Origin of the sequence: Paraburkholderia sp. GAS82 (assembly GCF_050436285.1) — a bacterium.
Classification (GTDB): domain Bacteria; phylum Pseudomonadota; class Gammaproteobacteria; order Burkholderiales; family Burkholderiaceae; genus Paraburkholderia; species Paraburkholderia phenazinium_B.
On sequence record NZ_JBNDLX010000013.1, the window covers coordinates 19,671 to 44,200 of the forward strand.

Below are 24,530 nucleotides of genomic sequence, written 5' to 3' on the forward strand. Positions count from 1 at the left end.
AGCGTGATGACATCGCCGCAAAAAAAAAGCCGGCGCCAGGCATCAGCGCTTGCGCGCTGACACGTGACGCCGGTCGAGAGGTGGGTGACCTGCGTGTCGTCTTCAGACGGGTTTTCGTGCTGCCCGATCTTCCGTGTCAAGCAGTAGGGCTTTGGTTGGAAGGCCACCAGCGAAGCCGGTCAGACTCCCCGACGAGCCGATTACACGATGGCACGGCGTAATGATCGAAAGCGGATTGCGCCCGATCGCCGCGCCCACAGCCCGCACAGCTTGACGGTTGCCGATTCGCGTCGCGATGTCTCGGTAGGTGCGCCGCTCGCCAAACGGAATGTCGAGCAGCGCGTCCCACACGCGCTTCTGGAACGGCGTGCCTTCCATCGCAATGTCGAGATCGAATCGAGTGCGCTCGCCAGCGAAGTACTCGCGAAGTTGCCGGGCGGCGTCCAGCAGCACCGGATTGTCGTCCGCCGGTTGCATCTCGCCCAGCTTCACGCGGTTCTTGCGCTCGTTCTCCCACAGGATGGCGACCAGCTTCGTATCGCGCGCAACGAGTTTGAGCTTGCCGACTGGCGAGTCGACGATCATGTATTCGGGAGCCATTTTGAACCTCCAGTCCATGGGTTGACATGAGTCAGTATGGACGGGAGGGCGCTGCATGGGGTCCGCCAGATAGTGCAAATCGTCCGGCAGTTCAGGCGTGTCCGGCGTCTGACCGATACCCGGCCGGGCCGGTGCCGAATACTTCGCGAAATGCGCGGACGAAGGTGCCGCGGCTAGCATAGCCGACATTGCGCGCGACCTGATCCAGCGACAGATCACCGGTGCGCAACTGGGCGGCGGCTTGTCGCATGCGGATGTCGCGCAGGACCTGCATCGGCGAGTGGCCGAGGGCCGCCGAAAAGCGGGCCATGAAGGCGGACCGGCTCAGGAATGCCGCGTCTGCGAGGCTCGCCACGCTGTGCGGCGCGGCGGGGCGGGCGACCATGTCCGCGAAGACCCGCGCGATCTGTGGATCGCCGAGCAGCGCGAAGCGTTCGAGCCAGAGCGCGTTCGTTTTCAGCGAGCGGCGCACGAGCGCGACGATCACCTGTTTCAGCAACGCCCCCGACATGGCGCCTGCACCGATCTCCTGGGCGACGAGTTCATCGAAGGCGGTGCGGAGGTAGACGTCGAGCCGGTCGGACGCGTCGAATTGCTCGACGATCGGTGTGGACAGCGTTTCGAAGAGATTGATGGATGCGCCAAATGCTGCATTGAAATAGCCGCAGATCATCACGGTCATCGGCTCGGAGGTGCCGGCGCGAAACCGGTTGATCGAATCGACGACCTGCTTGTGCTCGCGCCCAGGCACGACGATCGGCGCGATGCCGGCCTTGGCCGCGGGAACCTCAAGCTTCAGCGGGTGACGGGGCGGCACGATCAGCAGCGTATGCGGTGCAAGCGGCACCGTCTCTGCGCCGTCGATATGCAGCAGCCCTTCGCCAGACAGGATGTAGTGGATACCGGGCGCGTCGTTGCCGTCCAGTTCGAGCACAAAGCCCTGGCTGACGAGACACTCGGACAATCCCAGCACGCGGATCTCGAGCAGTGTGATCAGTTCGTTCAGATCGACGGGGGAGACACGAGGCGAGGGGATCGGCGTTGCGGCTGGCATTCGTATGGGGTGGCGGAACGGAAAAATTGAAAAACTGGTTGGATTCCGCCCTCACTATGTCAGCATATGGGCGAGTTTGTCTATTTTCGATTGGCCTGCAAACTGGCGAGCGCCGCATCGGCCAGGTGTCGCTAGTTCAAAGACCGGGTTTCCTTCACGAACTGTCTTGCCCGCTGTATGAACGAGTCGATGTCCATATCCGAGTAGCCCAGGGCGTCATGGTTATGCCATAGCCAACTTGCAATATCCGCCCCGTTTAAACCGGGCTGCACCTGGTCCGGGGCAGAGAACTGCAATGCGATCTCGTTGGTCCGCGGAATGATGTGGAAGTGGATCGCTTCAATCGACTCGCCGAATCGCAACACGTATACCCGCTCCGGTGCCAACAGTGTGTGCAATAAAGTATCCGCCAAACGTATGCAAGCGCCAAGGTCAGCGTCCGCCTGTAACGGAAGGTCAGAGAACCGGGAAACGGGCGTGTTGGAACTCAGGATGAGGTAACCAGGCAAGCGAAATCCATGTGCCTGACTCAGGGTGTAGAAGCCGGATTGATAGATCTCGGATGATTCCATGGCGTGGGTCGTCAAGGTCGGGGTTGTCCATTCTAGCCAACTGCCACATTTGCCCACTTGCCCGATTGCAACGATACGAAATCGTTGCCTGATTGGTGTCGATAATGGTGGGCAGACTACCGGCGTTGCGCACGGGAACGTCTCTACTTGATATCGCAAACTGAAGCCGGGTAATACGGGAACAGAACACTGAAGAATTCATCCGTCCAGGCGTCGGCGTTGCCCCGTAACCGGTCATCCGATTGTCAAACACGAACGCTCGTTCATCGGCCGAAGCCGCCTTAAGCGGACCTTCGACTCGACGCGAGCGCTATGGCAGCTTCCATACGGGAGCTGCCAGGGCCTTACTCAGGCGATGACCTTCTGCTCCCCGGCAGCCTGCTCGCGCATGCGACGGGCTTCGTCGCGCAAGAACTGCTGGTAATCGTCCAGATCGCCGTCGAAGGGCTCGACGCCACCCTTGGTGACGAGCCAGAACTCGTCACATACCGCGCGCAGCAGGGACCGGTCGTGACTGACCAGCAACACTGTGCCTTCGAATTCGTTGAGTGCCATGCCCAGCGCTTCGCGTGTGGCCAGGTCCAGGTGGTTGGTAGGCTCGTCGAGCAGCAGCAGGTTGGGGCGCTGCCACACGATCATGCACAACACGAGCCGCGCTTTCTCGCCGCCGCTCATCGTGCCGACCGCCTGATGGACCATGTCCCCACTGAAGCTGAAGGTGCCGAGGAAGGTGCGAAGCGATTGTTCGGTGCCACTCTGGCCGGGGGCACGCATGTGCGCCGGCGTATCCTTGGCAAGGCGGATCATGTGTTCCATCGGCGTGTCGAGAGGGCGCAGCACGTCGAGTTCCTGCTGGGCGAAGTAGCCGATGTTCAGGCCTTTGCCTTCGCTGATTTCGCCGGCAATCGGCGCCAGCTCGTGCGCCACCGTCTTCACCAGAGTGGACTTGCCCTGGCCATTGGCACCGAGAATGCCGATGCGCTGCCCGGCCAGCACAGATCGGTTGATGCCCCGCACGATGACCGTCGGCGGCGTGCCCGGCGGTGCGCCGGCCGGCGCCGGGTAACCGAAGCTCGCGTCCAGCATCGACAACAGCGGGTTAGGGACGTTGAGCGGCTCCTTGAACTCGAAGGTGAACTCTGCGTCGGCAAGCACTGGCGCGATCTTCTCCATGCGTTCGAGCGCCTTGACCCGGCTCTGCGCCTGCTTCGCCTTCGAGGCCTTGGCCTTGAAACGGTCGATGAATTTCTGCAGGTGGGCGATCTTGTCCGCCTGTCTGGCCATCGCGGCCTGCTGCAACAGCAGTTGCTCAGCGCGCATCTCTTCGAACTTGCTGTAGTTGCCGCCGTAACGCACCAGCTTGGCGTTGTCGACGTGCACCGTCACCTGCGTCACCGCGTCGAGGAATTCGCGATCGTGGCTGATCACTACCATGGTTCCCTGATAGCGCTTGAGCCACGCTTCCAGCCAGACCAGCGCGTCGAGGTCAAGGTGATTGGTCGGCTCGTCGAGCAACAGCAGGTCGGACGGGCACATGAGCGCGCGCGCCAGCTGCAGTCGCATGCGCCAGCCGCCGGAGAAACTGTTGACCGGCTGGCTGAGCTGCGCAGCACTGAAGCCAAGGCCCAGGATCAGCGCCTGGGCACGTGCGGGGGCATCGTGTGCACCGGCGTCGTGCAGGGCCATGTAGGCGTGCGCCATGCGCATGCCATCGTCGCTGGCCTCGGCGGCGGCGACTTCAGCCTGTGCGGCCAGCATGACGGTGTCACCCTCGATTACGAAGTCGGTCGCACTCTGCTCGGTCTCAGGCATCTCCTGCGCGACCTGGCCCATCTTCCATGCAGCGGGAATCGAGAACTCGCCGCCGTCTTCGTGCAGCGTGCCGTTGAGAAGGCCGAAGAAGGACGACTTGCCGGCGCCATTGCGGCCGACAAGGCCAATCTTTTCGCCGGGGGTGAAGGTGACGGATGCGTTGTCGAGTACGACATTGACGCCGCGGCGCAGCGTGACATTACGGACGGAAATCATAAGGAGCTACTTCGGAGGGGATAGGCATGATAGCCGACCGGGGTTACAGGACTGTTTTTTTCTGGTTGCACGAGGGAAGAGCCGCTTGCGCTTGGCGGCGTCCACCGCCCATAACGCGAGGCGGGGACGGGTACAGGAATCAGTTGGTAGGCCATGGTCGGAATACCCGGAAACTATCCAGGAACCCGCAGACAGAAGATTGCGGGGAATGTTACCGCCGGGTCGACCGGCGCCGGATGGGATCGATGACAGGCAGGCCGTAACATGTCGATTCGACAGCCCTTTGCTCGTCGCGGTCCTGAAGCACCTTTCAACTCAGGAGTACGACGATGCGATTCATCATCACAGCCCAGGCAAGCGCGGAAGTAATGGCCGTATAGGGCCGTCGAGTTGTCATTCAGCCGGGCGGTCGAGCCGACGTCCGCGGGCGAACGTCCGTCTGCTGCCTGGCGTCAGCGTAGAGCGAGCGCTTTTCGGCTGCCATGCCCGGGGCGAACGACCGTCGATTTCAGATCGGCGGCGTTACATTCGGCTTAGGCGATTCCAGGCAGAACCCGGCCACTAGCGGACCATCGACCCAAAGGCGAGGATCGTCGACGTGTCACCATGGACAACCGGTCGGCGTGATTAAGGCAACTCTGGGCGGCTATTTTTGGGTGGAAATACTCGTACGAAAGCTGGCCCATTCAACTTGGTCTGTCGTCTACTCCGGGAAGCAACCGATGGTTGGCCCTTCCCGAGGCCGCGCTGAGCGAGTGAAAAAGCGGGCGCCCTATGCAATTGTCCGAACGACACCGCCGTCGACACGCAAGGAAGTGCCTGTTGTCGCCGACGCCTGCTCCGAGCAGACATAGACGACTAGGTTTGCGACTTCTTCGGTTGTCGCGAAGCGATTGAGGAGCGTGGTCGGGCGATTCGTTTTCAGGAACTGCTGCTCGGCTTCCTCACGCGTAATGCCTTGCGCATCTGCGTTCGCCTGCGCCCAACCACCCATGATCTCCGAATTCGTCGGACCAGGGAGAACCGAATTAACGGTCACGCCCGTTCCGCCGACCACCTCAGCCAAGCCCCTCGCAATGGCGAGTTGAGCGGTCTTGGTCGTGGCGTAGTCGATCATGTCCTTGGGGATAGCAAGCGCGGACTCGCTACTGATGAAGACGACTCGCCCCCAGCCGCGCTTCGTCATGTTTGGCACATAGTGGCGGGAGGCGCGAATACCGCTCATGACGTTGAGCTCGAAGAGATCGATCCACTCGCTGTCCTCAATTTCAAAGAAGGACTTCGGACGCCCAGTACCCACGTTATTGACGAGAATGTCCGCATCCGGCGCCTGCGCGAACAAGTCCGCCGCGCCTTTCGGCGTCGCAAGATCTGCGATGACGCCGGTAAACTCCGCCTTGGGCAAGAGTTCGCGAAGCTCCCGAAGCGCCGTGGAGACGCGCTTCTCTGTGCGGCCGTTGATCACGACCGCGGCGCCTGCGCGCCCCAGCCCTTCTGCAATGGCTCGGCCGATACCTGCTGTGGACCCAGTAACGACGGCCTTGCGGCCAGTGAGATCAATATTCATGACACCATTCCTTCAGCTGTGGAGAGAGCTGCATTGTGAGTGATGTCGGAACCAATGATAATTGCTTAATTTTCCATAATATTAATTCTCAAGGGGAATGGAAGTGGATCGATTCCACGAATTAAACGCCTTCAGGATTGCTGCATCAGGTACGTTTGGCCGTCTTCATGTTTTGCCGCTTATTCCCGACCTGCTATCACTCAATCCTGGCCTTCAGGTGGATCTCATTCTCTCGGACTTCGTGCGAGATATGGTGAGATGGGATTGATCTGGCAATCCGAGTGGGGTCCGTGAACGATCCTGACGCGATCGTCAGGCGCGTGGCCAGCACTCCTCTCGTCTGCGTCGGATCCCCGTCGCTACTTCGTGCAACGCGAAATGCCAAAGACTCCTGTCGAGCTCGTTGATCACAATTGCCTTTTATATCGCGGCTTGACGGAGTCAACGCATTGGCCTTTTGTAGGGCCAGAAAGGTCGATTTAGCGTGTCCGTGCACGGAAATCTCACGTCCAACAGTATCGAAACGATCCGGGCTGGTGTTTTAGCCGGTGTGGGAATCGGCCTGATTGCCAAGATCTCTCTTGCCGATGATCTCCGCCATCCGGACGTCATCACCGTTCTCGACGAATTTATAGGCGACGCCAGAGACATAAGCCTCATCTGGCCAAGACGCCGGTTTGTACGGGCGCGTGTGCGACAAGTCACCGATTTTTTCGCAGAGGCTATACCGCGGAATATTTAGTCATCCGAATTTAGGAAAAATGGTCAGCGATGGCGGAGGGGGGGCTTCGGATCAGTCAAGCGGACTTCCTATTGGAGCTTGGGATTTATAGAGGAAGGCATCATGCGACAGCGGGTACTGGAAAGACGTATTTCACGACGTTCGTCCGTTTTCCTTGATCAGGGCTGAACGATCCATCTATCCCACAGCGTAGGTTCTGGCGCTTGATCAACGATCCGGGCGGTTGTCCGCGACCGTCCGCTATTGAGAAAATCGACGGTCTCTTCAGGGTCGATCACAGGCGCCCCCGCTCGCGCAGAAGTAGCACAGCCACGGTGACGCACCAAGCCGTGCATGTGTTTGCGGACAAAGGAGCGCCGATGCATGTTTGGGACACGCGTCCAAGCCATCATCTGGCCAGGTAGAAATCCAGGGGGATAAGCTCGACGGCCCATCCGCCTTCTTCGCCCAGCGTGGCCGCCGGGTGCATGGAGGCGATGCGCAACGCTTCGTCGTGGGTATCCGCCTCGATGACGAACAGGCCGCCCACGACTTCCTTCGACTCGGTGTAGGGCCCATCGATGACGTGCGTCTTGCCACTGCGCGGGCGGAGAGTCTTCCAGGTGTCCAGATCGCCAAGCGACGCGGAAATCAGTACCTTGCCGGTCGCCCGCATCTTGTCGTCCAATGCGGGGCATTGGCCAACCAATTTCTTGACGTCGTCTGGCGCCATCGCGGCGAGTTTTTCGGGGGTGAAGTAAGCCAAGCCGAGGTATTTCATGGGAGATCCTTTGGGTGGTAGTACCCTGACGACGAATCTGATGATCGAAAATCGACAAGCTTCTGGAGAGTTTGTAGCGGGTCTCGCCAGCTTGTTCCTTTTGCGGTCGTGCGGTGCCGACCGTAGGGGTCGTGCTGCACATGCGGATCGCATGAGGCAGATCGGCCATGAGCGGTCGTTGAAACAGTGTTCATAAATCGGCGACAATCGGAGATTTACGCAGAGCCCGAGACACATCGAACCAGTTCGCCACATCATGACCACAACGAGAAGCCTGGCGCTCATTCTTGCATGCGTGTTTGCCTTTTCCCAGCACGCCCACGCGCAATGTGTCGACCTGGTCGCCAGTCTTGACGACGGTCAGTTGATGCAGTCGCGGATTGCGCTGGTCGACCGTGCCACGCCTACCGAGCAGATCCGCATCCTCGCCTACATCTTCGAAATCGATCAGACCGGCGGCCTGCTGTTGCGTCATCTGGTTGAGGCCGCGCGCCGAGGCGTGCCGGTCAAGCTGCTGATCGACGGCATCGGCCCCGAGCCGCACTTCCCGCTCGAGGACGAGTTCATCGTCGCCCTGCACGAGGTGGCTCCCGGCATCGAACTCCGAATCTTCCATCCACGATCAGATCTCGTCGAGATTTCGCATCGCATGCACGACAAGCTGTTCCTGGTTGGCGACACGGCCGTGATCGGCAGTACCTCGATCTGGGATGCGAGCTTCCGCAACTGGCTCAGCGAGCGCGATCTGATGGTGTCGGGAGACGCCGGCCAGGATGCTTCCTCCCTGCACGCCATGTCCCAGCATTTCGCCTTGTTCTGGAATAGCCCGGAAGTGGTTCGCCCCGAGCCGGAAAAATTCCTCAAAGTCGCAAGTCCTTATCGCGTCTCACAGGGTTATGCGACGCTGGACCCGGCGCGCATCCATTATTGGCGCGAATGGCTGCTAGCTCCGCTCGACGCTGCAGCCCCGGCGACGGACCTGGCCGCGAGCGATACACCAACTGCCTCCGATACGCCGAATGATTCCGCCGCTCCGCCCGCTCTCGGTGCGCATTTCGATCCCGCCTGGACGCCGATCGCCTGCGAGCGCCTGCGCTATGTCCACGACTGGCCCGACAAACGCTCGCCAGGGACGTTGCAGGACATGTTACAAGCGTTCGATACGGCGCAGCACGAGATCGTGATCATCAACCCCTACCTGATCCTGGTGCCGGAACTGCGCGAGGCGCTTGAGCGCAAGCGGCGCGAAGGTGTCCATGTGGTCCTGGTAAGCGCCTCGCTGGCGAGCCTGACGCAGGAATTCCCCGCCGTCGCGCGCGCCTACGCCGACGATCTGCCCGACCTGGTGAATGCCGGGATCGAGGTGCGCGAATATTCCGACGACGAGAACCGCATGATGCACGCCAAGCTGGTCCTCATCGACGGCCATCGATATTATCTCGGCAGTTTCAATTTCGATTCGTTGTCGGCCCACCTGAATACCGAAAACGGCCTGTGGATAGATATCCCGGAGGACGGGCTCGATCCCTTGCAAGACAGCGTGGCGTATTTCCTGCGCAACTCAAGTTCGGTGAGCGACGCCAATGGCCGCCTTCTGGCGGATCCCGATGCGCGCTGCCGGGCCGCCGGCTGCGGCGGTGCCTGGCAGTGGGTGACGATACTGATCAGGAACTTCCTCTGAGCGCGGCGTGCCCTGTCGCTAAACGACGTCGTCAGTTCGGGGCGCCGTCTGCACGGTGTCGCGCAGTAGTCGGCCATGAACGGCCGTTCGACCCGTCACATAGGTCGTCAACAATCACTTCCTGCAGCTAGCGAACGTGCGTATCACGACAGCCGCAGGCGCCTCACGTCTTGCTGCGGAGGCGCGCCGAACAGACGGCTGTACTCGCGACTGAACTGCGAGGCGCTCTCGTAGCCGACCTGGATCGCGGCACTGCCCGCGTCAATGCCAAGGTTGAGCATTAGCTGCCGCGCTTCCTGCAGGCGCAACTGCTTCTGGTGTTGCAAAGGACTTGTTCCGGTGATGTTGCGGAAATGCTGACGGAAGGTCGAAGGACTCATGTGCGCGTGCGCGGCCAGGTCATCCACCTGGAGTCCCTTCGAGAAATTCTGCTTGAGCCATCTCACGGCCCTGGCGATTTGCTGGCTCGGCGATCCGTTGGCCGCAAGGTGCTGTAACTGCGGGCTGTGGGGGCCAGCGAGAAGCCGCACGATGATTTCCTGCTGAAAGAGCGGCGCCAATTGCGGAGCCAATGCCGGTTGGTCCAGCAATTCGATCAGCCGAATCAGGACGCCGATCAGGGCATCGTCAAGAGTTTCGATCGTGATGGCCGTGAAAGCTGGCGTTCGAGGCGGAGCCGGCAACTGCATCTCCGCAGCTGTCTTCACGATGTCACGACTGTCTAGTGTCAGCATCAGGCCCAGCATCGGTTCCTCAATACTCGCGCGCGTGACGTGCGAGATCACAGGCAGGTCGATGCTTGCCAGCATCGACTGGCCGGGGCCGTAGTTCACCACCTCTTTTCCTACCAACGCCTGCTTATGGCCCTGGGCAACGACGCCGAGCCCGAGGCTAAAGATGCAGTGCAACGGCTCGGTTGGCCCCTTCCGGCGGTGAACGGAAAGGGATGGTATGGCTGTGGTGTAGTCACCGTCAGACTGGGCAAAGCGGGCGATGGCTCGCGCGAGGCCGTGCGTGCTTGCAGTAGTCGTACTCATTGGCTCGGAAACCCGCTGTTTCATGTGAAATCTCTAACGCCGACTCGGTGGAAATACTTTACTCCGGTAGAAGGCCATTCGCGTGGCTTTAAGCACGCTTCGTCAGTTTAGGCAAAAAGTTCGGTGCTTTCGGCAACCTCCCCGGTGTCAATCGCGCGACACTGAAGCCGGTTAATTCATATCCGATGCCTGAATTTTGGGGCATCAAGAACACAGAGGACTCGCGTATGAATAGCAAGAAAGTGTGGCTGATTACCGGCGCCGGCCGTGGCATGGGCGTAGATATCGCCAAGGCAGCATTAGCGGCCGGTCACGACGTTGTGGCGACCGGGCGCAATCCTGAAAAGGTCAGGAACGCCATCGGCGATCACGATAATCTTCTGGTCGCCCAGCTGGACGTGACCAGCCCCGCGGATGCCGAGGCCGCCGTCGAAACTACCGTCCAGAGGTTTGGCCGCATTGACGTGCTGGTCAACAACGCCGGCAACTTCTATGGGGGTTTCTTCGAGGAGCTTAGCCCCGTCCAGGTGCGAAGCCAGCTCGAAACGCTTCTGTTCGGTCCGATGAATGTTGCCCGGGCCGTATTGCCGGTGATGCGCAGGCAGCGCTCTGGCCTGTTAGTCACAATCTCATCGACAGCTGGCATTACTGCTGGCGTCTTTTGCAGTGCATATGCCGCTGCAAAGTTTGGCGTCGAAGGTTGGATGGAGGCGCTTGCCCAGGAAATTGCTCCCTTTGGCATTCGCACCATGCTGGTAGAACCGGGTTTTTTCCGAACAGATCTGCTCAGCGCAGACTCAACTACCTACGCTGAATTCTCCATTGATGACTATGCATCCCGCACTCAGGAGACCGTGACTGCGTGGAAAGGCATGAACGGCAAGCAGGGCGGCGATCCGGCCAAACTTGCCGCCGCTCTAGTGGAATTGACGGCACAGGAAGAGCCGCCCGCTCGCTTCGCTGCCGGCGCAGATGCAGTTGAAGCTTTTGAATCCAAGGCGAACACCTTGCTCGCTCAGGCGAATGCCCACCGCGAGTTGTCTTCATCCCTTTCACACGCCCCAGAATAAAGACGGGCGCCGTCGGACAAGGGTTCGTCACCCTGGCCTTTGATGCATCCGGCCAGGGGGCCGGCGGGATGCCTCGACAGAAAGTGCATGCGGCAGGCGCGACCAACTTGCGCTCAGACCGGCACCGCACCGATTTGCTGCAAGAGGGCCAACAGGTCAGGTTGCCCGCGTTCTTCGACAATTTTCCCGCTGGAAATGCAATAGAAGTTCACGGTCTGAATAAAAGTGGGACGCAGTGTGGCCAATTTCGGCCGGTGGACCCCATGCTCCAGTTCGTCGACAATTGCAGTCCAGACAATCCATCGAACCACAAAGCCAGATGCTGAATATCACGTTACGCCCGGCCACTGCGTCCGACTGGAGCTTCTTGTGTACCGTTCAGGAATCGTGCATGAGGGAGTATGCCGAACGTACCTGGGGTGGTTGGATACCCGAACCGCTTGATAATTTCCGGCCGGAGATTCACCAGATTATTCAATGCGATGGAGACGAGATCGGTTGCATCGCAGTGGTCGATGAACCAGAGGCTTTGATGCTGGAGAAGCTCTATATTCTTCCCGGTTATCAAAGGCGTGGTATAGGCACGTTGCTGCTCGGACGTCTTATTGAGCGTGCTAACGCTGTTGGAAAATCCATCCGGTTGCGAGTTCTTCGCGTCAACCGGGCCAGGCAACTTTACGAAAGAAACGGATTTGAGGTCGAGCGCTCAACCGACGAACGGCATTTCATGTCCTATGCAGTAGCGCCGAGGGGAGGGAAGCCTTACGAAGCCAATGCAATCCGGTTGATTCCGAGGCTTGAAGGAACGGTTGATCGACAAGCTCTCTTCGAACTCTACAAACTCTCGCTGCACGAATACATCGATCAGACATTCGGCTGGGATGAGAATTTTCAACGGGAGCGCTTCGAAAAGTCTTACCCCGATTCTGAATGCACTTTGATCACCATAGGATCGGCGACGGCCGGATATTTTGCACTTAGGAATGAGGTCGAGGCAGTCCATTTATCGCTGTTGCTTCTGCGGCCGGAATTCCGAAATCGAGGGATCGGTCGGGAGGTGATGCAAACGCTGATGTCGCGCGTGGCCGAGTCGGACCAGCCATTGACCTTGTCATGCTTTCTCTGCAATGAAGCAGCGATGAGCTTCTATCAAAAGCTCGGCTTCTCTGTCGTGACGAAGGACGAGCACTTTGTAACGTATCGCTCTCCGGCCCCTGGTTGATGTGGTCGGAGCGTCCGGCTCTGAGAAAGATTGCGGACCGAAGCGGGTCGCATTCCCGATGCATATTTTTCTTTCACTGACATTTACTTCCGATTGAATCCCATGCGCGAACGTCCTTCGGCCAGACTACTGATTACCACTCCAAAGCGGCGAGTGCTGCTGTTCCGGTTCGTGCACAAAACTGGTGTGCTAGCGGGCAAGATCTACTGGGCGACGCCGGGCGGTGGCGTCGAGCATGGCGAGACGTACGCGGACGCTGCGATGCGAGAACTCCGTGAAGAAACTGGCATTCGAGAGGCGCACGTATCCATGCCGGTCGGGCGGCGCGAAGTGCCCTTGCAGTTGCCAGATGGCGAGCGCGTGCTCGCGGTCGAACAATATTTCGTCGTTAAGACAGACACGGAATCCATTTCACGTGACGGCTGGACCGCGGAAGAGACGGAGGTGATGGCGGATCACCGATGGTGGAGCCGGGAGGAATTGTGTACCACCGGCGAGACTATCTATCCGGAAGGGCTAGTCGAGATGCTAGACGAGGCAGGAGTTTTTGGCGGCTGAGCGGCCGGTGCAGTTCGAGATCACCGAGCAAACCCGCGAAAGCGTGGAAGTTTGGATCAAGGCAGCGGGGCTCTTGCCTTCAGGCTTCCTGTTTCCGGGCCGAATTGAAACGTTCGCCGTATCCCGCCAGATCGTTGACGATCTACGAGGCCTCGCTATCGAAGTGAGGCGTCACCACCACCAGTTGTAGACTGTGGCCCAGGACTTCGCCCAATCTCCTTGAAGGACCCGAATCATGTGCGCAACGCCTCGCGCGGAAAACTACGCTGTAGCAGCACAGGAAATCGTATCGGCGTTCCTCCACGACGATCTTTTTACCGGTGTAGTTCTGGTCGCCAAAGCGGGAGAAATAATCTTTCGTCAGGGTTTCGGTTTCGCCAATCGGCAGTGGGCTATCCCGAACACACCAGAAACAAGATTTCGCATCGGCTCAATTACGAAACAGTTCACGGCGGCTGCGATTCTCCGCCTCACGGAGCGCGGCAAGCTGGGCGTTCATGACCGGTTAGGTCAACACCTACCCGACGCGCCAGAAAGTTGGCATAACGTCACGATTCATCAATTACTGACTCATACATCGGGTGTCCCTTCCTACACCGACCTGCCGGACTTTTTAACTCGGATTTCGCTCGAGGAGCGAACCCCGAAGGCGATCATGGAGCTGACCAGCGGCCAGGCACTGGAGTTTCCGCCCGGCGACCGGTTTCGCTACAGCAATACCGGGTACATATTACTCGGCAGCGTGGTGGAAGCCATCAGCGGCCAACGTTACTCCGACTTCCTGGAAAGCGAGTTCTTCCAGCCCCTTGGCATGGCCGATAGCGGCTATGACCATACTTGGAAGATTGTCGAGCGGCGAGCGGACGGCTATACCTGCATCGGCGGCAAGTGGAGACATGCGCGGTTCATTGCCATGTCTTTACCCCATGCTGCCGGCGGCCTTTATTCCACTGCGGACGACTTGTATCGCTGGTCGCAGGCCCTCATGAGAGGCGATGTGATCGGACCGGCGGCTCTACAGCACATGCTGCGAGATCATGGACAGGGATATGGCTATGGCTGGTTTGTTGGGTCCGCCGATGGGCGCCGCTTCGTCAGGCATGGCGGCGCCATAAATGGGTTCCTGAGCGCTTTGGACCTGCATCCCGACGACGACCTTACCGTCATCGCTCTCGCCAATCTGCAGGCCTCGGGAGTTTTGAAGATCACCGAACGTCTTGCGCACGCAAGTCTCGGTCTATATCAGACGCCTCACGAAATCACGCTGGATGCGTCGAAACTTGACGAATATTTGGGTGTTTTTCGACTTGGCCAGCGGTGCTTTATGGAAATCTCCCTGGATAAAAGCGGGATGCTCTGTGCACACCTGACTGGTCTTCAGCGGCTAACACTGGCTTGTTCGGAATCCGATGCATTTTTTTCGCGAACTCGTGACATTGAGATTGCGTTCAGCCGCGAGGCAGAAGGAAAGGCTTCCGTAGTGACTCTTCGCGAGCATGGCGTATCGTTCGCAGGACGAAGGATAGACGACGCAGTCTACCGCAAAATACGCGAGAGACAGCCGGAAAATGGCAAGGACATCTCGGCAGATTCAACGGAACTCTCGCAGTATGTTGGACGCTATCGACACCCGCTGATGCATTTTGAAGTGACGCTTTGCGGTGAGCAGTTATCGGTGCAAGCGACCGGGCAGCAGAAGTCGAACGCTGTCTTTGAGAGTGGTCGCTGTTTTGTCCTCGATGACACACAAGCCAGGATTACTTTCGAGTACACCGACAGAGACGGAGTTTGGGGATTGACTCTACGTCACGCTGGAACACAGCTACGCGCATTCAGGCTGTTCGACGTAATTCCCATGACGGCTTGAGTCATAATTGCTGACTGTCTGTTTTGTCGAGCATCAATGCCGGAATTTCTGAATGTCGTCCTACGCGTCGCACTGAGCACGACTGTGTCGTGCAGAGCGCGGCATGAACCGACGTTCGACAGTGACGTTCAGATTGTCGACAGTTGCCAATGAGTGAGGAGAAAACCCTGATGACAAATCCGTTTGTGGTGTTGCTCGGATTAGGAATGGCGTTGGCAACCTCCGTCGCCGACGCGCAAGGTGCCGTTGAGAAGCGCTGTGGCTGGCTCGAAAATCCAACTCCCGCCAACTTTTCGTTAGTGGACCGAAGTGGCGAATGGACAATTTCGGAACAAGGTGGCTATCAGGCCCCTGGGATCGACAACATGCCGGACATGACGACGAAAGGATGGGTCGTGACCAACGCTGGAGAGCACGGGTACGGCTGCGCCTGCCTCGATGTACAGGTCAATCAAAACTCACGCCTTGTGACACGACTGGTATCCGCTCAGCCGCTACCACTCAGACGATGCAAACTCGATCCGAAATTGCCACCGCCTTGACTCGCCATCGTGCAACCGCCAGTGCTTAATTCCCGCGTGTGGCCGGGAGACGTGGTCGGCGGTTCCTCGCCTCCCGAAGAATGCTCACCGGGGTAATCCCGCCGGTTAGATGGATCGCTAGCGGTGCCAGCCGTGTTGCTACTGGATCGGGGCGGTGGCGCCGATCTTCTGCGCCAGCAACCGCTCGTAAGTGCCGAAGCTCAAGTCCACCTCATCCTGAGAGACGGCCTTTACCGTCAACACGACCTGTTCGGGGGTGAGGCCGCAGATCGTGGCAAGGGCAGCTTCGATCGACGCCGCGCACGTGCGGTCTTCGGCGATGGTCGTGCCAATGGAGATGTCATACACGCCGTCCTGATCGCGAAACACCACTTCCACGAGGCGCGCCCGCGCGCTCATATTGCTTTCAACGGCCAACCGCGCGACCTCGGCCACGATGCGCAGCCGTTCGGCCGGAAAGCCGCGGGTCGCATGCAGTCGGACACGGTGTTTGCCAAGCGTCACACAGTCAGTATCGAACTCCATATTGCCTCCTTCCAGAACAATCCGCGCGGTGCAAATAAGGGCTCCCGCTGGGTGTTTCAATATATCCGGCGGAATATATTGAGGTGAATTCAATATTCGATCTGCTGATATTGAAAGTCTTGGGCAAGCGCCTATTTTTGGGTCGCAAAGCCCGCTGCGCGCCGCCCATACCGCGTCTCCAGGTAGTGCGACCGCGTGCGCTTCGTCGGGGCGCGGCAGCAGGTGGACGCCTTTGATCATTTCGCATCACGGGAGATTGAATCATGAGTGACTTCTACTTTAGCAACGACCTGTTTGGGGAACTCGATCGTCTGCAACGGCAGATGTCTGCGTTGTTCGGCAACCTTCCATCGAGCATCCGCTCGAGCCGCACGGACGCATTCCCGCCTCTCAATATCGGCACTACCGAAGAGTCCATCAATATCGTTGCATTCGCACCAGGCATTGACCCAGGCACGTTCGAAGTGACCGTCGACAAGGGCACTTTGACCATTGCCGGTGAGCGTAAAGCGCCCGAGTTGGCGGCGGGGAGCGAAACCCGCGCCTACGCCAAGGAGCGCTTTTTCGGCACGTTCCGGCGCGTGATCGAGCTGCCGCAGAACGCTGATCCGGACAAGGTCGAAGCTGGCTATTCGAACGGTTGCCTGACCATCCGGATCGGCAAACGCGAGGCCTCGAAGCCGCGCGCCATCACCATCCAGTAAGCGAGGAGGAAGCCATGAACGACACGACTCAAATCGCACAGCGAGATACCGGCGGTGTGGCCCGTAGTAACCAGGACAGCGCTCGCCGTTTAACGCTTACGCCGGCCGTCGACATCATCGAGGACAGCCACGGCATCACCCTGTGGGCCGACCTGCCGGGCGTATCGCGCGACAAGCTTGACGTGAAGGTTCACGACGGGCGGCTGTATATCGAAGCGGAGGCGGTGGTGCCCACGCCAGGCGACCTGCAGCTGCACCATGCAGAGATTCGTGCTCCGCATTTCGCGCGGGCTTTCACCTTGAGCGAGGACTTCGATACGTCCAAGGTCGACGCCAATCTCCAGGGCGGCGTGCTGAAACTCAGCATCCCGCGTCGAGAAGAAGCGCGTCCGCGGCGCATTGATATACACGTGGATTAACGGAGTAAAAGGCCGCGGCCGACACGGGTACGAGCGCAGCTGTCCGGTGGATGGCTGCGCAGACATTCCCGCGCAGGCACGCACGCGCGTCGGCGCTCCAAAATGTTCTCGCGGAGGTGAACTCTCCTCTGGTATCAACTCCAGGCATTCCCGCTGATCCACGTTCGGTCGGTCGACGGCGAGCCGCGGATCGTCGACAATCGTGTCCAGTCGCTACGCGGGGACGCCGCGATCCAGTGGCAATGCGTTGACGATGTGGTTATCCATCAACATGGAGGAGCCTAATGCAGCGTACATACCTTGGAGGTTGCCATTGCCAACTAGTGCGGTTTGAAGCCCGGGTTGATTTAAGCAATGGTACGTTGAAATGCAATTGCAGTTTCTGTAGCAGGCTACGATTCTGGCATGTCAAGGTTCGTCGAGAGGAGTTTCGTCTCCTTTCCGACGAAACTGCACTTACGGAGTACCAGGGTAAAAATCCGGTAGCTCACCACCCGTTTTGCAAACGGGGCGGTGTCCACGTGTTTGATCGCGTTGATACACCAAACGCAACAGGGTACCCGTATATCAACGTCAACATCATGTGCATCGAAGAACTTGACATCAATGAAGCGCTAAATGCGCCGGTGACCTACGTGAATGGCCTGCAGGACGATTGGAGCAATCCCCCTTCGGAAAGCCGGCATCTTTGATTTGTTGATCAGGGCGCTCTTCTCAAATGTTGGGGAATCTCCGGTTGGTGGACGTCCAACTGATGGCGTTCAGACATGAATTGGGCGAATTCGGCGTTGAACCGCGACGGATCATCGAGTGTTCCGGCATAAATGGTGACGATTTCCGGTGCGTGATGCGGTGTTCCAAATAGCAAGCTGCCACAATGAGGGCAGAAATTACGCGTTGTTGGCATGCCGCTGCCACCGGTCCTCGTATAAGACCTGATTTCGCCTTTGAATGCAAAATCTGTGGTTCTCACTACGATCACAGGCAACCCAGCCGAGCCGGAAGCGCGCTGACAATCCCTGCAATGACAGATGAGTTGCGCGAGTGGATCGCCCCGAGATTCATATTGCATCGCGCCGCAAAGGCAGCGCCCGGTCCAGGGGTTTGACATGGATCGTCTCCAGTTGAAATGAACCTGCGATTTGTTTGGCGTGAAGTCGCGACGCCATTCCCGTACATCGCGAGAGCGCTTGCTTCGATGATGCGAAATGCCACGTGACCTTTGTAGAATTGAGCCGCCTCGCCGGACATTGTCATATACAGCCGCTTTGCGCGGTGACAATCGAGCGTCCGTTTTCGCCGCCAGGAAGCGTCATTCGTCCGCACCGTTGCTCAGACATTCAGACGTCCGATCCCCTAGCAAGCGGCCATTCAATTTGAGAGGAGGAAGGTTGCTTCATCGGCCAATGCTCACGTTGAGGTGACGATGTCGAGGAGGCAGTTGAGGTCCGTCTGTTGCCGTTCACACATCGATGGCCACCAATGTCGGGGCTCGATATCAGCGAACGCGTACTGCCGACCCTCAACGGCCACCTGAGCCACGGTTCGGCTCTGAGCCGGAATACGTCGGACTGCGTCACCCGGAAATTCGTGTCGGGTTTCCCGACATGACTTACAAGCGATCGGTTTTTGGTTCCTGCGGTGATCGCAAGAGTGACAGTTTGCGACGCATTCGTCGGACGTAATATGAGCGAATCGAATCTGCTGGCGGCTCTCCGATCGCAGGTGGTAACCAGCCGAAGAGACAGTTTCAGGTCAAGCCAGTCGCCACGCGGGCGTTACGACGAAATGCTTGCGGCGGTTGCCCGAAGACCCTTAGGAACGCCTCGCGCATTCTTCGAGCCTCGGAGAACCCGGTATCGCTGGCAATCCGATCGATCGTGTGTCGGCTCTCCTCAAGCATTAGGCGCGCTGTTTCAAGCCGCAGTCGCTCGACGGCTTTTGCTGGAGTCTGCCCGGTCTCCGCACGAAACGCCCGGCTGAACTGACGTGGGCTCAATCGCGCGACCTCCGCCAATTGCTCGACCGAGAGCGGCGTACTGAGGTTCTTCTTTGCATACGTCAGCGCAGACTGAATTCGATCCGACTTCGGCTCGAGTTCGAGCAGTGCAGAGTGTTGCGACTGGCCGCCTGCGCGCCGATGATAGACCACAAGGTTGCGGGCAACCGCGCGCGCCACCCCGGCGCCAAGATCGTTTTCTACCAGCGCGAGCGCGAGGTCGATGCCCGCCGTCATGCCCGCCGAAGTCCAGATCGGCCCGTCCGAGATAAAGATCCGATCATCGTCCACCGTGACAGATGGAAAACGGGTGCGCAAATCGTGCGCATAGTACCAGTGGGTGGTCGCGCGGCGGCCATCGAGCAGCCCAGCCTCCGCGAGCACGAATGCACCCGTGCATATGGAAGCAGTACGCCGCGCGGTCTCGGCGCTGCGACGCACATACGCCAGCACCGCTGGCGGTGGCTCGGCGGTTGCCGGATTGCTCCCAGGGAAAATGACTGTATCAAACACGCGGTCGTTAATGGCCTCGGTCAATACGGTGAGACCGCTTGAAGCTCGTACCGGGCCTCCCTTTTCTGAGACATTGAGCATTTCATAGAAAGGCTCGCCGAGTTCCACGTTTGTGAACTCGAACACGGACTGGGCGGCGAGTGCCATCGAATAAAAGCCGTCGAACACCACGAACGCAATTGTCGGCATGGTTGTCTCCTCGATCGGGCACGTCCCTAAAACGTACTTTATACGTCCTTTGAGCCATCGACAATTGACCGTATAAATATCGGTGAGGAACACGGTTGGCGTCACGTTGTGCAGTGTGCGCGCCGGGGCCGCCGCGGTGTGGCACAACCTCCCGCTTGTCTCCGCATAACTGTGGACCGCGTTCAAGACCTTGCGCTGAACGGCGCAAACAACGTCACGTAAGAAACGGAATTCCAACGAGAGCAATTCATGAAGACGACTGGCAACACCATTTTTATTACCGGCGGCGGCTCGGGCATCGGCCGCGGACTCGCTGAAGCGTTCCATCGGCTCGGCAATCAAGTCATCATCGCTGGACGTCGGCGTGCAAACCTCGACGAGGCTATCGCGGCCAACCCGGGCATGCAGGCGCTAGAACTGGACATTACGGATCCGCAAAGCATCGCCCGGGTCGCCGATGAACTCACCGCAAGATGGCCGTCGCTGAACGTGCTGATCAACAACGCGGGCGTGATGCATATCGACGATCTAGCCGAAGCCGTCGACGAAACGCTGCTGCTATCGACGCTGAGCACCAATCTGACGGGGCCAATCCGCATGACGGGTGCGCTTGTCGAACACCTGAGGCAACAGCAAGACGCAACTATCATCAATGTCTCTTCGGTGCTTGCATTCGTACCTATGGCAATGGCCGGCGTCTACTCGTCGACCAAAGCGGCCATTCATTCGTATACGCAATCGCTGCGCTACAAGCTGAAAGATTCGTCCGTGCGAGTAGTTGAAATCGCACCACCTTGGGTTCAGACCGACCTCTTAAATAGTAAGAACGAACCCCGCGCCATGCCGCTCGCTCCATACATCGAGCAGACCATGCGCGAACTCGGCACCGACGCGATCGAGGCACTGGTCGAGATCGCCCGGCCCATGCGCAACAACGTCGGTCCGGATGAGTCCGCGTTTGTCACACAGTTCAACGACAAATTCGCGGCCTGATGCTCTCGCTCATCGAGCCGCGCGCCCGATGCGTTGGGGAGTCGCAGTACAACTTGCTGGATAGCGCCTAGCGGCTTCACCCGTCATTTCCGTGCCGACGATCACCCTCGAAGGCGACGCGAACGACGAGCCGCATCCACAGATGCTATCCAACTCAATATTTATTTTCATTAGGAATGCAAATTTATGTTTTTCATATCATTATCACGGCGACACTTGTTTGGCTCATTGCGCGCGCGAGCCTTCAGCCTGGCTTTGCTTACCATGCCCGTGCTTTCACCATCCGTTTTCGCTACCGATAACCCAGCCGTCTCCGCAACGGCTGATGAAACATCGATCCACCCGGACAAGGTTGCTATTGCGCCGCGCGTTGACGTCGATGAGAGCATTCGTCCGTTCAGAGTTCACGTGCCACAGGCGCAACTTGACGATCTGCGGCGACGCATCGCGGCCACGCGTTGGCCTGACAAGGAAACCGTCAACGATGATTCTCAAGGCATTCAGTCGTCGCACGTACAAGAACTCGTTCGGTATTGGGGTACCCAATACGACTGGCGCAAGGCAGAGGCGCAACTGAACGCGCTGCCGCAGTTTGTGACGACGATCGATGGAGTGGATATCCAGTTCATCCATGTTCGCTCGCGTAATCCTAATGCCTTGCCCGTCATTCTCACTCACGGCTGGCCGGGCTCGATCTTCGAGTTCATAAAGACGATCGGTCCGCTGACGGACCCAGCCGCCTATGGCGGCCGCGCCGAGGACGCGTTCGATGTCGTGATTCCGTCAATTCCCGGCTATGGCTTCTCCGGCAAGCCAAAGGATCTGGGCTGGGGTCCGGACAGGACAGCACGCGCATGGGATGTCCTGATGAAGCGGCTCGGCTACACACACTACGTGTCCCAAGGCGGGGACCACGGCTCGGTCATTTCCGATGCACTCGCACGTCAGGCACCGGATGGCTTGCTGGCCATCCATCTCAATATGCCTGCCACCGTCCCGGGCGATCTCATGAAATCGATCCTCGCCGGCGACCCGGCCCCCGTCGATCTGTCGCCTCCCGAGCGCAACGCCTACCAATCGCTGAGTTCCTTTTTCGGACGCAATGCCGCCTACGGCGCGATGATGGTCACGCGTCCGCAAACCATTGGCTACTCGCTGTCGGATTCGCCCGCGGGCCTGGCCGCCTGGACCTACGAAAAGATTGCGCAGTGGAGCGACAGTGACGGCGTGCCCGAGCGGGTGCTGTCCAGGGACGAAATCCTCAACGACATCACGCTCTACTGGCTCACGAACACAGGTGCATCGTCCTCGCGCTTTTATTGGGAAAACAACAATAACAACTTCAGCGCCGACACGCAGAAAACGCACGAAATCAAGGTGCCGGTCGCCATCAGCGTATTTCCACATGAGATTTACCGTGCGCCGGAAAGCTGGAGCAAGCAGGCGTACCCATCGCTGTACTACTACCATGAGGTCGGCAAAGGCGGGCATTTCGCGGCTTGGGAACAGCCGCAACGCTTTGCCGAGGAACTTCGTGCGGCATTCAAGTCCGTACGACAACCACTCTGAGAAACTGTCTCGCCCAGCCTCACGGCTGGGAAGAGTCTACGGCATGGCAGTCGCGCAAAATTATATTCGTCTTACGTTTCTTGGAAGCAGACTGCCCCACAGTTGCCCCATCGACATCGTCTCCGAACTTCGGCAATGGCCTATAACTTGCCGACCAACTCGGCCGGGCGAGCGTCTGTTGCACCCCGGAAGCTGCCATTACGAGGGCAGGATCCCGGCCGGCTGCTGTGGGTCGAGCCTGTCCGATGATCGGCTTGGCTCGCCTCGCCATGCTGACGCTCGGCGCGTGGGGATTTCGATTCACGCAGGCGTGTAGATCGCGAGTTTCAACGCGGGGTCGTCGTTTGCCTGAAAGGTCGCGTAGTCATAGCGTTGCGCACCGCGCTGCGGATGGATCAGCACCTTCTGCCCGGACGCGCCGCCACGAATATCGTGCGCATTCCACCATTTTGCGAATTCGGCGCTGTGCGCGCGCAGCCGTTCGACCAGTTCGACAAAGGCCGGATCGTCGGCATACAGATCATGCGTTGCGCGAAACAACGCGATCATGCGACGCGCCTCGCTGGTCCAGTTCGCGCCGAAAAGCCGTCGCGAATCCGGTTCGATGAACATGAACACCAGAATGTTGCGATCCGCCTCGGCAAGACGCTCGAAGCCGAGAAGATCGGCCGCCGCTGCATTCCAGGCCAGCAGATCCCAACGCCTGCCCGTGACATACGCGGGAAGCTCGAGAGTCGCAATCAGATTCGCGATGGGTCCCGGCACGCTCTCGCGAGTGAAGGTTTGCCGATCGCCGCTGCGTGCCAGTGCGCGCAGATGCGCCGCCTCGACTTTGCCAAGCCGCAGCGCGCGAGCCAGTGCTTCAAGCGTGGTATCGGACGGACTCACCGTGCGGCCCTGCTCGAGCCGCACATACCAGTCCACGCCGATGCCCGCGAGTTCGGCAACTTCCTCGCGACGCAAACCGGGCGTGCGACGCCGCCGCCCGTTATTGAGCCCCACCGATTCAGGGCTTAGCTTCTCGCGCCGTGAGCGCAGAAAATCGCCGAATTCGCTTCGGCTCGCGGTTGTCATGACCGTCCGTCCTCCTCAAGCAGGTACGCGGGAATCCCAGGATAGTACCAGGCCTTGTTACCAATGCTACGCCTGTCAGAATGGCCTCGTCCAATGACCATCAAAGGGGAACTCAGATGAAAGCAGCGATTTTGAAGACACTCGGCAAGCCGCTTGCGATTGAAGACGCAGCAGATCCTTCGTTGGGCACCGGCGAAGTGATCGTCGACGTCGTTGCCGCGCCGGTGCTGTCTTATGCGCAAGAAGTGTTCAGCGGCGAGCGCCGCTACCAGATCGAATTGCCGATCGTGCCTGGCTGCGGGGCAATCGGTCGCGTGCGTGCGTTCGGCCCCGACGCCACACATCTGGAAACAGGCGACTGGGTTTTCTGCGACCCGACCGTGCGTTCACGCGACGACGCGCTCACGCCCGACATTACATTGCAGGGCTGGAGTGCACGCGGCGACGGCGGCCTGCGGCTCGCGCGCCACTTCCACGACGGCCCATTTGCCGCACAAATGCGCGTGCCGACCGAGAACGCCATTCGCATCGGCGAAATCGATCCCGCCGATGCCGCGAAATGGTGCGCGCTCAACACCATGCTGGTTCCGTACGGTGGGCTGCTTGCGTCGAATCTGCAGGCTGGCGAGACATTGCTTGTGAGCGGCGCGACCGGCAACTTTGGCAGCGCGTGCGTCGCCGTCGCCCTCGCGATGGGTGTGCGCTGCGTGGTCGCGCCGGGACGCAATGAAGGTGTGCTCGCCGATCTGCAAAGGCGCTTCGGCGAACGTATCCGTACCGTGAAGCTCACAGGCAACGAGGACGACGATCGCGAACGGATGCGTGCGGCTGCCGGAGCACCCATCGACTGCGTGATGGATCTGCTGCCGCCTTCCGCGACCACGAGGACCGTGCGCGCCGCGGTGATGGCCGTGCGGCCTTATGGACGTGTCGTGTTGATGGGCGGTGTTGGCATGCTCGGCGGCGATGGTCTCGATCTGCCGTACCCGTGGATCATGCGCAACGACATCACCGTGCGCGGCAAATGGATGTATCCGCCGGAAGCGGTCACGCGAATGACAGGTCTGATTCGCGGCGGTCTGCTCGATCTCGGACACTTCGACGTGACGTCCTTCAAACTCGACGACGTGAACGAGGCCGTCAGTCATGCTGCGGCGAATGGCGGCCCATTCAGGATGACGGTAGTCCATCCATGAACGCGGTTTCTCCCGCGCTTCGGTCAGGCGATGCCAGCGCGCTGGCGTT

Annotated in this window: 24 protein-coding genes and 1 pseudogene; 14 read left to right on the plus strand and 11 right to left on the minus strand. The window is 59.2% G+C overall.

The genetic code is table 11. From position 1 onward, the window contains the following. Positions 1 to 102: 102 nt before the first annotated feature. The 5 genes from P3T17_RS32105 to P3T17_RS32125 all read right to left on the minus strand — a co-directional run bounded on the left by P3T17_RS32105 (position 103) and on the right by P3T17_RS32125 (position 5,821). Positions 103 to 600: a methylated-DNA--[protein]-cysteine S-methyltransferase gene (locus P3T17_RS32105; protein WP_429410759.1), complete on the minus strand. Its 498-nt coding sequence runs from the start codon at positions 598 to 600 to the stop codon at positions 103 to 105. A gap of 91 nt (positions 601 to 691) precedes the next feature. Further along, on the minus strand, positions 692 to 1,654 hold the full coding sequence (locus P3T17_RS32110) for an AraC family transcriptional regulator (protein WP_429410761.1): 963 nt from the start codon (positions 1,652 to 1,654) through the stop codon (positions 692 to 694). 131 nt (positions 1,655 to 1,785) lie between these two features. Further along, the gene (locus P3T17_RS32115) at positions 1,786 to 2,226 is read right to left on the minus strand and encodes a hypothetical protein (protein WP_429410763.1); all 441 of its coding nucleotides are present in this window, start codon (positions 2,224 to 2,226) and stop codon (positions 1,786 to 1,788) included. 348 nt (positions 2,227 to 2,574) lie between these two features. Beyond that, positions 2,575 to 4,254, minus strand: coding sequence for an ABC-F family ATP-binding cassette domain-containing protein (locus tag P3T17_RS32120; RefSeq protein WP_429410765.1), 1,680 nt, complete (start codon positions 4,252 to 4,254; stop codon positions 2,575 to 2,577). A gap of 772 nt (positions 4,255 to 5,026) precedes the next feature. Continuing rightward, positions 5,027 to 5,821 carry an SDR family NAD(P)-dependent oxidoreductase gene (locus P3T17_RS32125; protein WP_031356643.1) on the minus strand — a complete coding sequence of 265 codons (795 nt, stop codon included), beginning with the start codon at positions 5,819 to 5,821 and terminating at the stop codon, positions 5,027 to 5,029. 490 nt (positions 5,822 to 6,311) lie between these two features. On the opposite strand from P3T17_RS32125, the gene P3T17_RS32130 reads away from it, so the two are divergent. Next, positions 6,312 to 6,563 carry a LysR substrate-binding domain-containing protein gene (locus tag P3T17_RS32130; protein WP_429411046.1) on the plus strand — a complete coding sequence of 84 codons (252 nt, stop codon included), beginning with the start codon at positions 6,312 to 6,314 and terminating at the stop codon, positions 6,561 to 6,563. Between the two features lie 388 nt (positions 6,564 to 6,951). On the opposite strand, the gene P3T17_RS32135 is transcribed toward P3T17_RS32130, so the two are convergent. Next, complete coding sequence (locus P3T17_RS32135; RefSeq protein ID WP_429410767.1) at positions 6,952 to 7,323, minus strand: YciI family protein; 372 nt, start codon at positions 7,321 to 7,323, stop codon at positions 6,952 to 6,954. 367 nt (positions 7,324 to 7,690) lie between these two features. On the opposite strand from P3T17_RS32135, the gene P3T17_RS32140 reads away from it, so the two are divergent. After that, positions 7,691 to 9,004, plus strand: a complete 1,314-nt coding sequence (locus tag P3T17_RS32140) for a phospholipase D-like domain-containing protein (RefSeq protein WP_429410769.1) — start codon at positions 7,691 to 7,693, stop codon at positions 9,002 to 9,004. 143 nt (positions 9,005 to 9,147) lie between these two features. Here P3T17_RS32140 and P3T17_RS32145 read toward each other — a convergent pair whose 3' ends face one another. Then, positions 9,148 to 10,041: an AraC family transcriptional regulator N-terminal domain-containing protein gene (locus P3T17_RS32145; protein ID WP_429410771.1), complete on the minus strand. Its 894-nt coding sequence runs from the start codon at positions 10,039 to 10,041 to the stop codon at positions 9,148 to 9,150. 227 nt (positions 10,042 to 10,268) lie between these two features. Here P3T17_RS32145 and P3T17_RS32150 point away from each other — a divergent pair, with 227 nt between their 5' ends. The 6 genes and pseudogenes from P3T17_RS32150 to P3T17_RS32175 all read left to right on the plus strand — a co-directional run bounded on the left by P3T17_RS32150 (position 10,269) and on the right by P3T17_RS32175 (position 15,300). Further along, positions 10,269 to 11,111 carry an SDR family oxidoreductase gene (locus P3T17_RS32150; protein ID WP_074269471.1) on the plus strand — a complete coding sequence of 281 codons (843 nt, stop codon included), beginning with the start codon at positions 10,269 to 10,271 and terminating at the stop codon, positions 11,109 to 11,111. Positions 11,112 to 11,502: 391 nt separating this feature from the next. Then, complete coding sequence (locus P3T17_RS32155) at positions 11,503 to 12,333, plus strand: GNAT family N-acetyltransferase (protein ID WP_429410773.1); 831 nt, start codon at positions 11,503 to 11,505, stop codon at positions 12,331 to 12,333. A gap of 102 nt (positions 12,334 to 12,435) precedes the next feature. Then, positions 12,436 to 12,891 (plus strand): NUDIX hydrolase, encoded by a 456-nt coding sequence (locus tag P3T17_RS32160; protein WP_429410775.1) that lies wholly within the window; start codon positions 12,436 to 12,438, stop codon positions 12,889 to 12,891. Next, positions 12,890 to 13,003: pseudogene (locus tag P3T17_RS32165) on the plus strand (integrase); the annotation flags it as partial. The gene P3T17_RS32160 and the pseudogene P3T17_RS32165, both read left to right, overlap by 2 nt. Before the next feature lie 123 nt (positions 13,004 to 13,126). After that, positions 13,127 to 14,758: a serine hydrolase domain-containing protein gene (locus P3T17_RS32170; RefSeq protein ID WP_429410777.1), complete on the plus strand. Its 1,632-nt coding sequence runs from the start codon at positions 13,127 to 13,129 to the stop codon at positions 14,756 to 14,758. 170 nt (positions 14,759 to 14,928) lie between these two features. Further along, entirely contained in the window at positions 14,929 to 15,300 is a 372-nt protein-coding gene (locus P3T17_RS32175) for a DUF4087 domain-containing protein (RefSeq protein WP_429410779.1), read from the plus strand. 138 nt (positions 15,301 to 15,438) lie between these two features. Here P3T17_RS32175 and P3T17_RS32180 read toward each other — a convergent pair whose 3' ends face one another. Next, the gene (locus P3T17_RS32180; protein ID WP_429410781.1) at positions 15,439 to 15,825 is read right to left on the minus strand and encodes a hypothetical protein; all 387 of its coding nucleotides are present in this window, start codon (positions 15,823 to 15,825) and stop codon (positions 15,439 to 15,441) included. 263 nt (positions 15,826 to 16,088) lie between these two features. Between P3T17_RS32180 and P3T17_RS32185 the strand changes: the two genes are divergently transcribed. The 3 genes from P3T17_RS32185 to P3T17_RS32195 all read left to right on the plus strand — a co-directional run bounded on the left by P3T17_RS32185 (position 16,089) and on the right by P3T17_RS32195 (position 17,640). After that, positions 16,089 to 16,529 (plus strand): Hsp20/alpha crystallin family protein, encoded by a 441-nt coding sequence (locus tag P3T17_RS32185; protein WP_429410783.1) that lies wholly within the window; start codon positions 16,089 to 16,091, stop codon positions 16,527 to 16,529. Between the two features lie 14 nt (positions 16,530 to 16,543). Next, entirely contained in the window at positions 16,544 to 16,948 is a 405-nt protein-coding gene (locus P3T17_RS32190) for an Hsp20/alpha crystallin family protein (protein ID WP_429410785.1), read from the plus strand. Between the two features lie 284 nt (positions 16,949 to 17,232). After that, positions 17,233 to 17,640 carry a GFA family protein gene (locus P3T17_RS32195; RefSeq protein ID WP_429410787.1) on the plus strand — a complete coding sequence of 136 codons (408 nt, stop codon included), beginning with the start codon at positions 17,233 to 17,235 and terminating at the stop codon, positions 17,638 to 17,640. An 8-nt stretch (positions 17,641 to 17,648) separates the two neighbouring features. On the opposite strand, the gene P3T17_RS32200 is transcribed toward P3T17_RS32195, so the two are convergent. Beyond that, on the minus strand, positions 17,649 to 18,059 hold the full coding sequence (locus P3T17_RS32200) for a GFA family protein (RefSeq protein ID WP_429410789.1): 411 nt from the start codon (positions 18,057 to 18,059) through the stop codon (positions 17,649 to 17,651). A 639-nt stretch (positions 18,060 to 18,698) separates the two neighbouring features. Further along, positions 18,699 to 19,649, minus strand: coding sequence for a GlxA family transcriptional regulator (locus P3T17_RS32205; RefSeq protein WP_429411048.1), 951 nt, complete (start codon positions 19,647 to 19,649; stop codon positions 18,699 to 18,701). 249 nt (positions 19,650 to 19,898) lie between these two features. On the opposite strand from P3T17_RS32205, the gene P3T17_RS32210 reads away from it, so the two are divergent. Together P3T17_RS32210 and P3T17_RS32215 are read left to right on the plus strand one after the other, a co-directional pair. Continuing rightward, positions 19,899 to 20,642: an SDR family oxidoreductase gene (locus P3T17_RS32210; RefSeq protein WP_429410791.1), complete on the plus strand. Its 744-nt coding sequence runs from the start codon at positions 19,899 to 19,901 to the stop codon at positions 20,640 to 20,642. A gap of 264 nt (positions 20,643 to 20,906) precedes the next feature. Beyond that, the gene (locus P3T17_RS32215) at positions 20,907 to 22,211 is read left to right on the plus strand and encodes an epoxide hydrolase family protein (protein ID WP_429410793.1); all 1,305 of its coding nucleotides are present in this window, start codon (positions 20,907 to 20,909) and stop codon (positions 22,209 to 22,211) included. A gap of 300 nt (positions 22,212 to 22,511) precedes the next feature. Here the strand turns inward: P3T17_RS32215 and P3T17_RS32220 are convergent, their stop codons facing one another. Continuing rightward, complete coding sequence (locus P3T17_RS32220) at positions 22,512 to 23,285, minus strand: helix-turn-helix transcriptional regulator (protein ID WP_429410795.1); 774 nt, start codon at positions 23,283 to 23,285, stop codon at positions 22,512 to 22,514. A gap of 116 nt (positions 23,286 to 23,401) precedes the next feature. On the opposite strand from P3T17_RS32220, the gene P3T17_RS32225 reads away from it, so the two are divergent. Beyond that, positions 23,402 to 24,481: a zinc-binding dehydrogenase gene (locus P3T17_RS32225; protein ID WP_429410797.1), complete on the plus strand. Its 1,080-nt coding sequence runs from the start codon at positions 23,402 to 23,404 to the stop codon at positions 24,479 to 24,481. Positions 24,482 to 24,530: the final 49 nt, after the last annotated feature.

What these genes read in the sequence shown, in the direction of transcription:
- P3T17_RS32105 (WP_429410759.1), bottom strand. Translation starts at nt 600, where the DNA reads ATGGCTCCCGAATACATGATCGTCGACTCGCCAGTCGGCAAGCTCAAA.
- P3T17_RS32110 (WP_429410761.1), bottom strand. Translation starts at nt 1,654, where the DNA reads ATGCCAGCCGCAACGCCGATCCCCTCGCCTCGTGTCTCCCCCGTCGAT.
- P3T17_RS32115 (WP_429410763.1), bottom strand. Translation starts at nt 2,226, where the DNA reads ATGGAATCATCCGAGATCTATCAATCCGGCTTCTACACCCTGAGTCAG.
- P3T17_RS32120 (WP_429410765.1), bottom strand. Translation starts at nt 4,254, where the DNA reads ATGATTTCCGTCCGTAATGTCACGCTGCGCCGCGGCGTCAATGTCGTA.
- P3T17_RS32125 (WP_031356643.1), bottom strand. Translation starts at nt 5,821, where the DNA reads ATGAATATTGATCTCACTGGCCGCAAGGCCGTCGTTACTGGGTCCACA.
- P3T17_RS32135 (WP_429410767.1), bottom strand. Translation starts at nt 7,323, where the DNA reads ATGAAATACCTCGGCTTGGCTTACTTCACCCCCGAAAAACTCGCCGCG.
- P3T17_RS32140 (WP_429410769.1), top strand. Translation starts at nt 7,691, where the DNA reads ATGCAGTCGCGGATTGCGCTGGTCGACCGTGCCACGCCTACCGAGCAG.
- P3T17_RS32145 (WP_429410771.1), bottom strand. Translation starts at nt 10,041, where the DNA reads ATGAGTACGACTACTGCAAGCACGCACGGCCTCGCGCGAGCCATCGCC.
- P3T17_RS32150 (WP_074269471.1), top strand. Translation starts at nt 10,269, where the DNA reads ATGAATAGCAAGAAAGTGTGGCTGATTACCGGCGCCGGCCGTGGCATG.
- P3T17_RS32155 (WP_429410773.1), top strand. Translation starts at nt 11,503, where the DNA reads ATGAGGGAGTATGCCGAACGTACCTGGGGTGGTTGGATACCCGAACCG.
- P3T17_RS32160 (WP_429410775.1), top strand. Translation starts at nt 12,436, where the DNA reads ATGCGCGAACGTCCTTCGGCCAGACTACTGATTACCACTCCAAAGCGG.
- P3T17_RS32170 (WP_429410777.1), top strand. Translation starts at nt 13,127, where the DNA reads ATGTGCGCAACGCCTCGCGCGGAAAACTACGCTGTAGCAGCACAGGAA.
- P3T17_RS32175 (WP_429410779.1), top strand. Translation starts at nt 14,929, where the DNA reads ATGACAAATCCGTTTGTGGTGTTGCTCGGATTAGGAATGGCGTTGGCA.
- P3T17_RS32180 (WP_429410781.1), bottom strand. Translation starts at nt 15,825, where the DNA reads ATGGAGTTCGATACTGACTGTGTGACGCTTGGCAAACACCGTGTCCGA.
- P3T17_RS32185 (WP_429410783.1), top strand. Translation starts at nt 16,089, where the DNA reads ATGAGTGACTTCTACTTTAGCAACGACCTGTTTGGGGAACTCGATCGT.
- P3T17_RS32190 (WP_429410785.1), top strand. Translation starts at nt 16,544, where the DNA reads ATGAACGACACGACTCAAATCGCACAGCGAGATACCGGCGGTGTGGCC.
- P3T17_RS32195 (WP_429410787.1), top strand. Translation starts at nt 17,233, where the DNA reads ATGCAGCGTACATACCTTGGAGGTTGCCATTGCCAACTAGTGCGGTTT.
- P3T17_RS32200 (WP_429410789.1), bottom strand. Translation starts at nt 18,059, where the DNA reads ATGTCAAACCCCTGGACCGGGCGCTGCCTTTGCGGCGCGATGCAATAT.
- P3T17_RS32205 (WP_429411048.1), bottom strand. Translation starts at nt 19,649, where the DNA reads ATGCCGACAATTGCGTTCGTGGTGTTCGACGGCTTTTATTCGATGGCA.
- P3T17_RS32210 (WP_429410791.1), top strand. Translation starts at nt 19,899, where the DNA reads ATGAAGACGACTGGCAACACCATTTTTATTACCGGCGGCGGCTCGGGC.
- P3T17_RS32215 (WP_429410793.1), top strand. Translation starts at nt 20,907, where the DNA reads ATGCCCGTGCTTTCACCATCCGTTTTCGCTACCGATAACCCAGCCGTC.
- P3T17_RS32220 (WP_429410795.1), bottom strand. Translation starts at nt 23,285, where the DNA reads ATGACAACCGCGAGCCGAAGCGAATTCGGCGATTTTCTGCGCTCACGG.
- P3T17_RS32225 (WP_429410797.1), top strand. Translation starts at nt 23,402, where the DNA reads ATGAAAGCAGCGATTTTGAAGACACTCGGCAAGCCGCTTGCGATTGAA.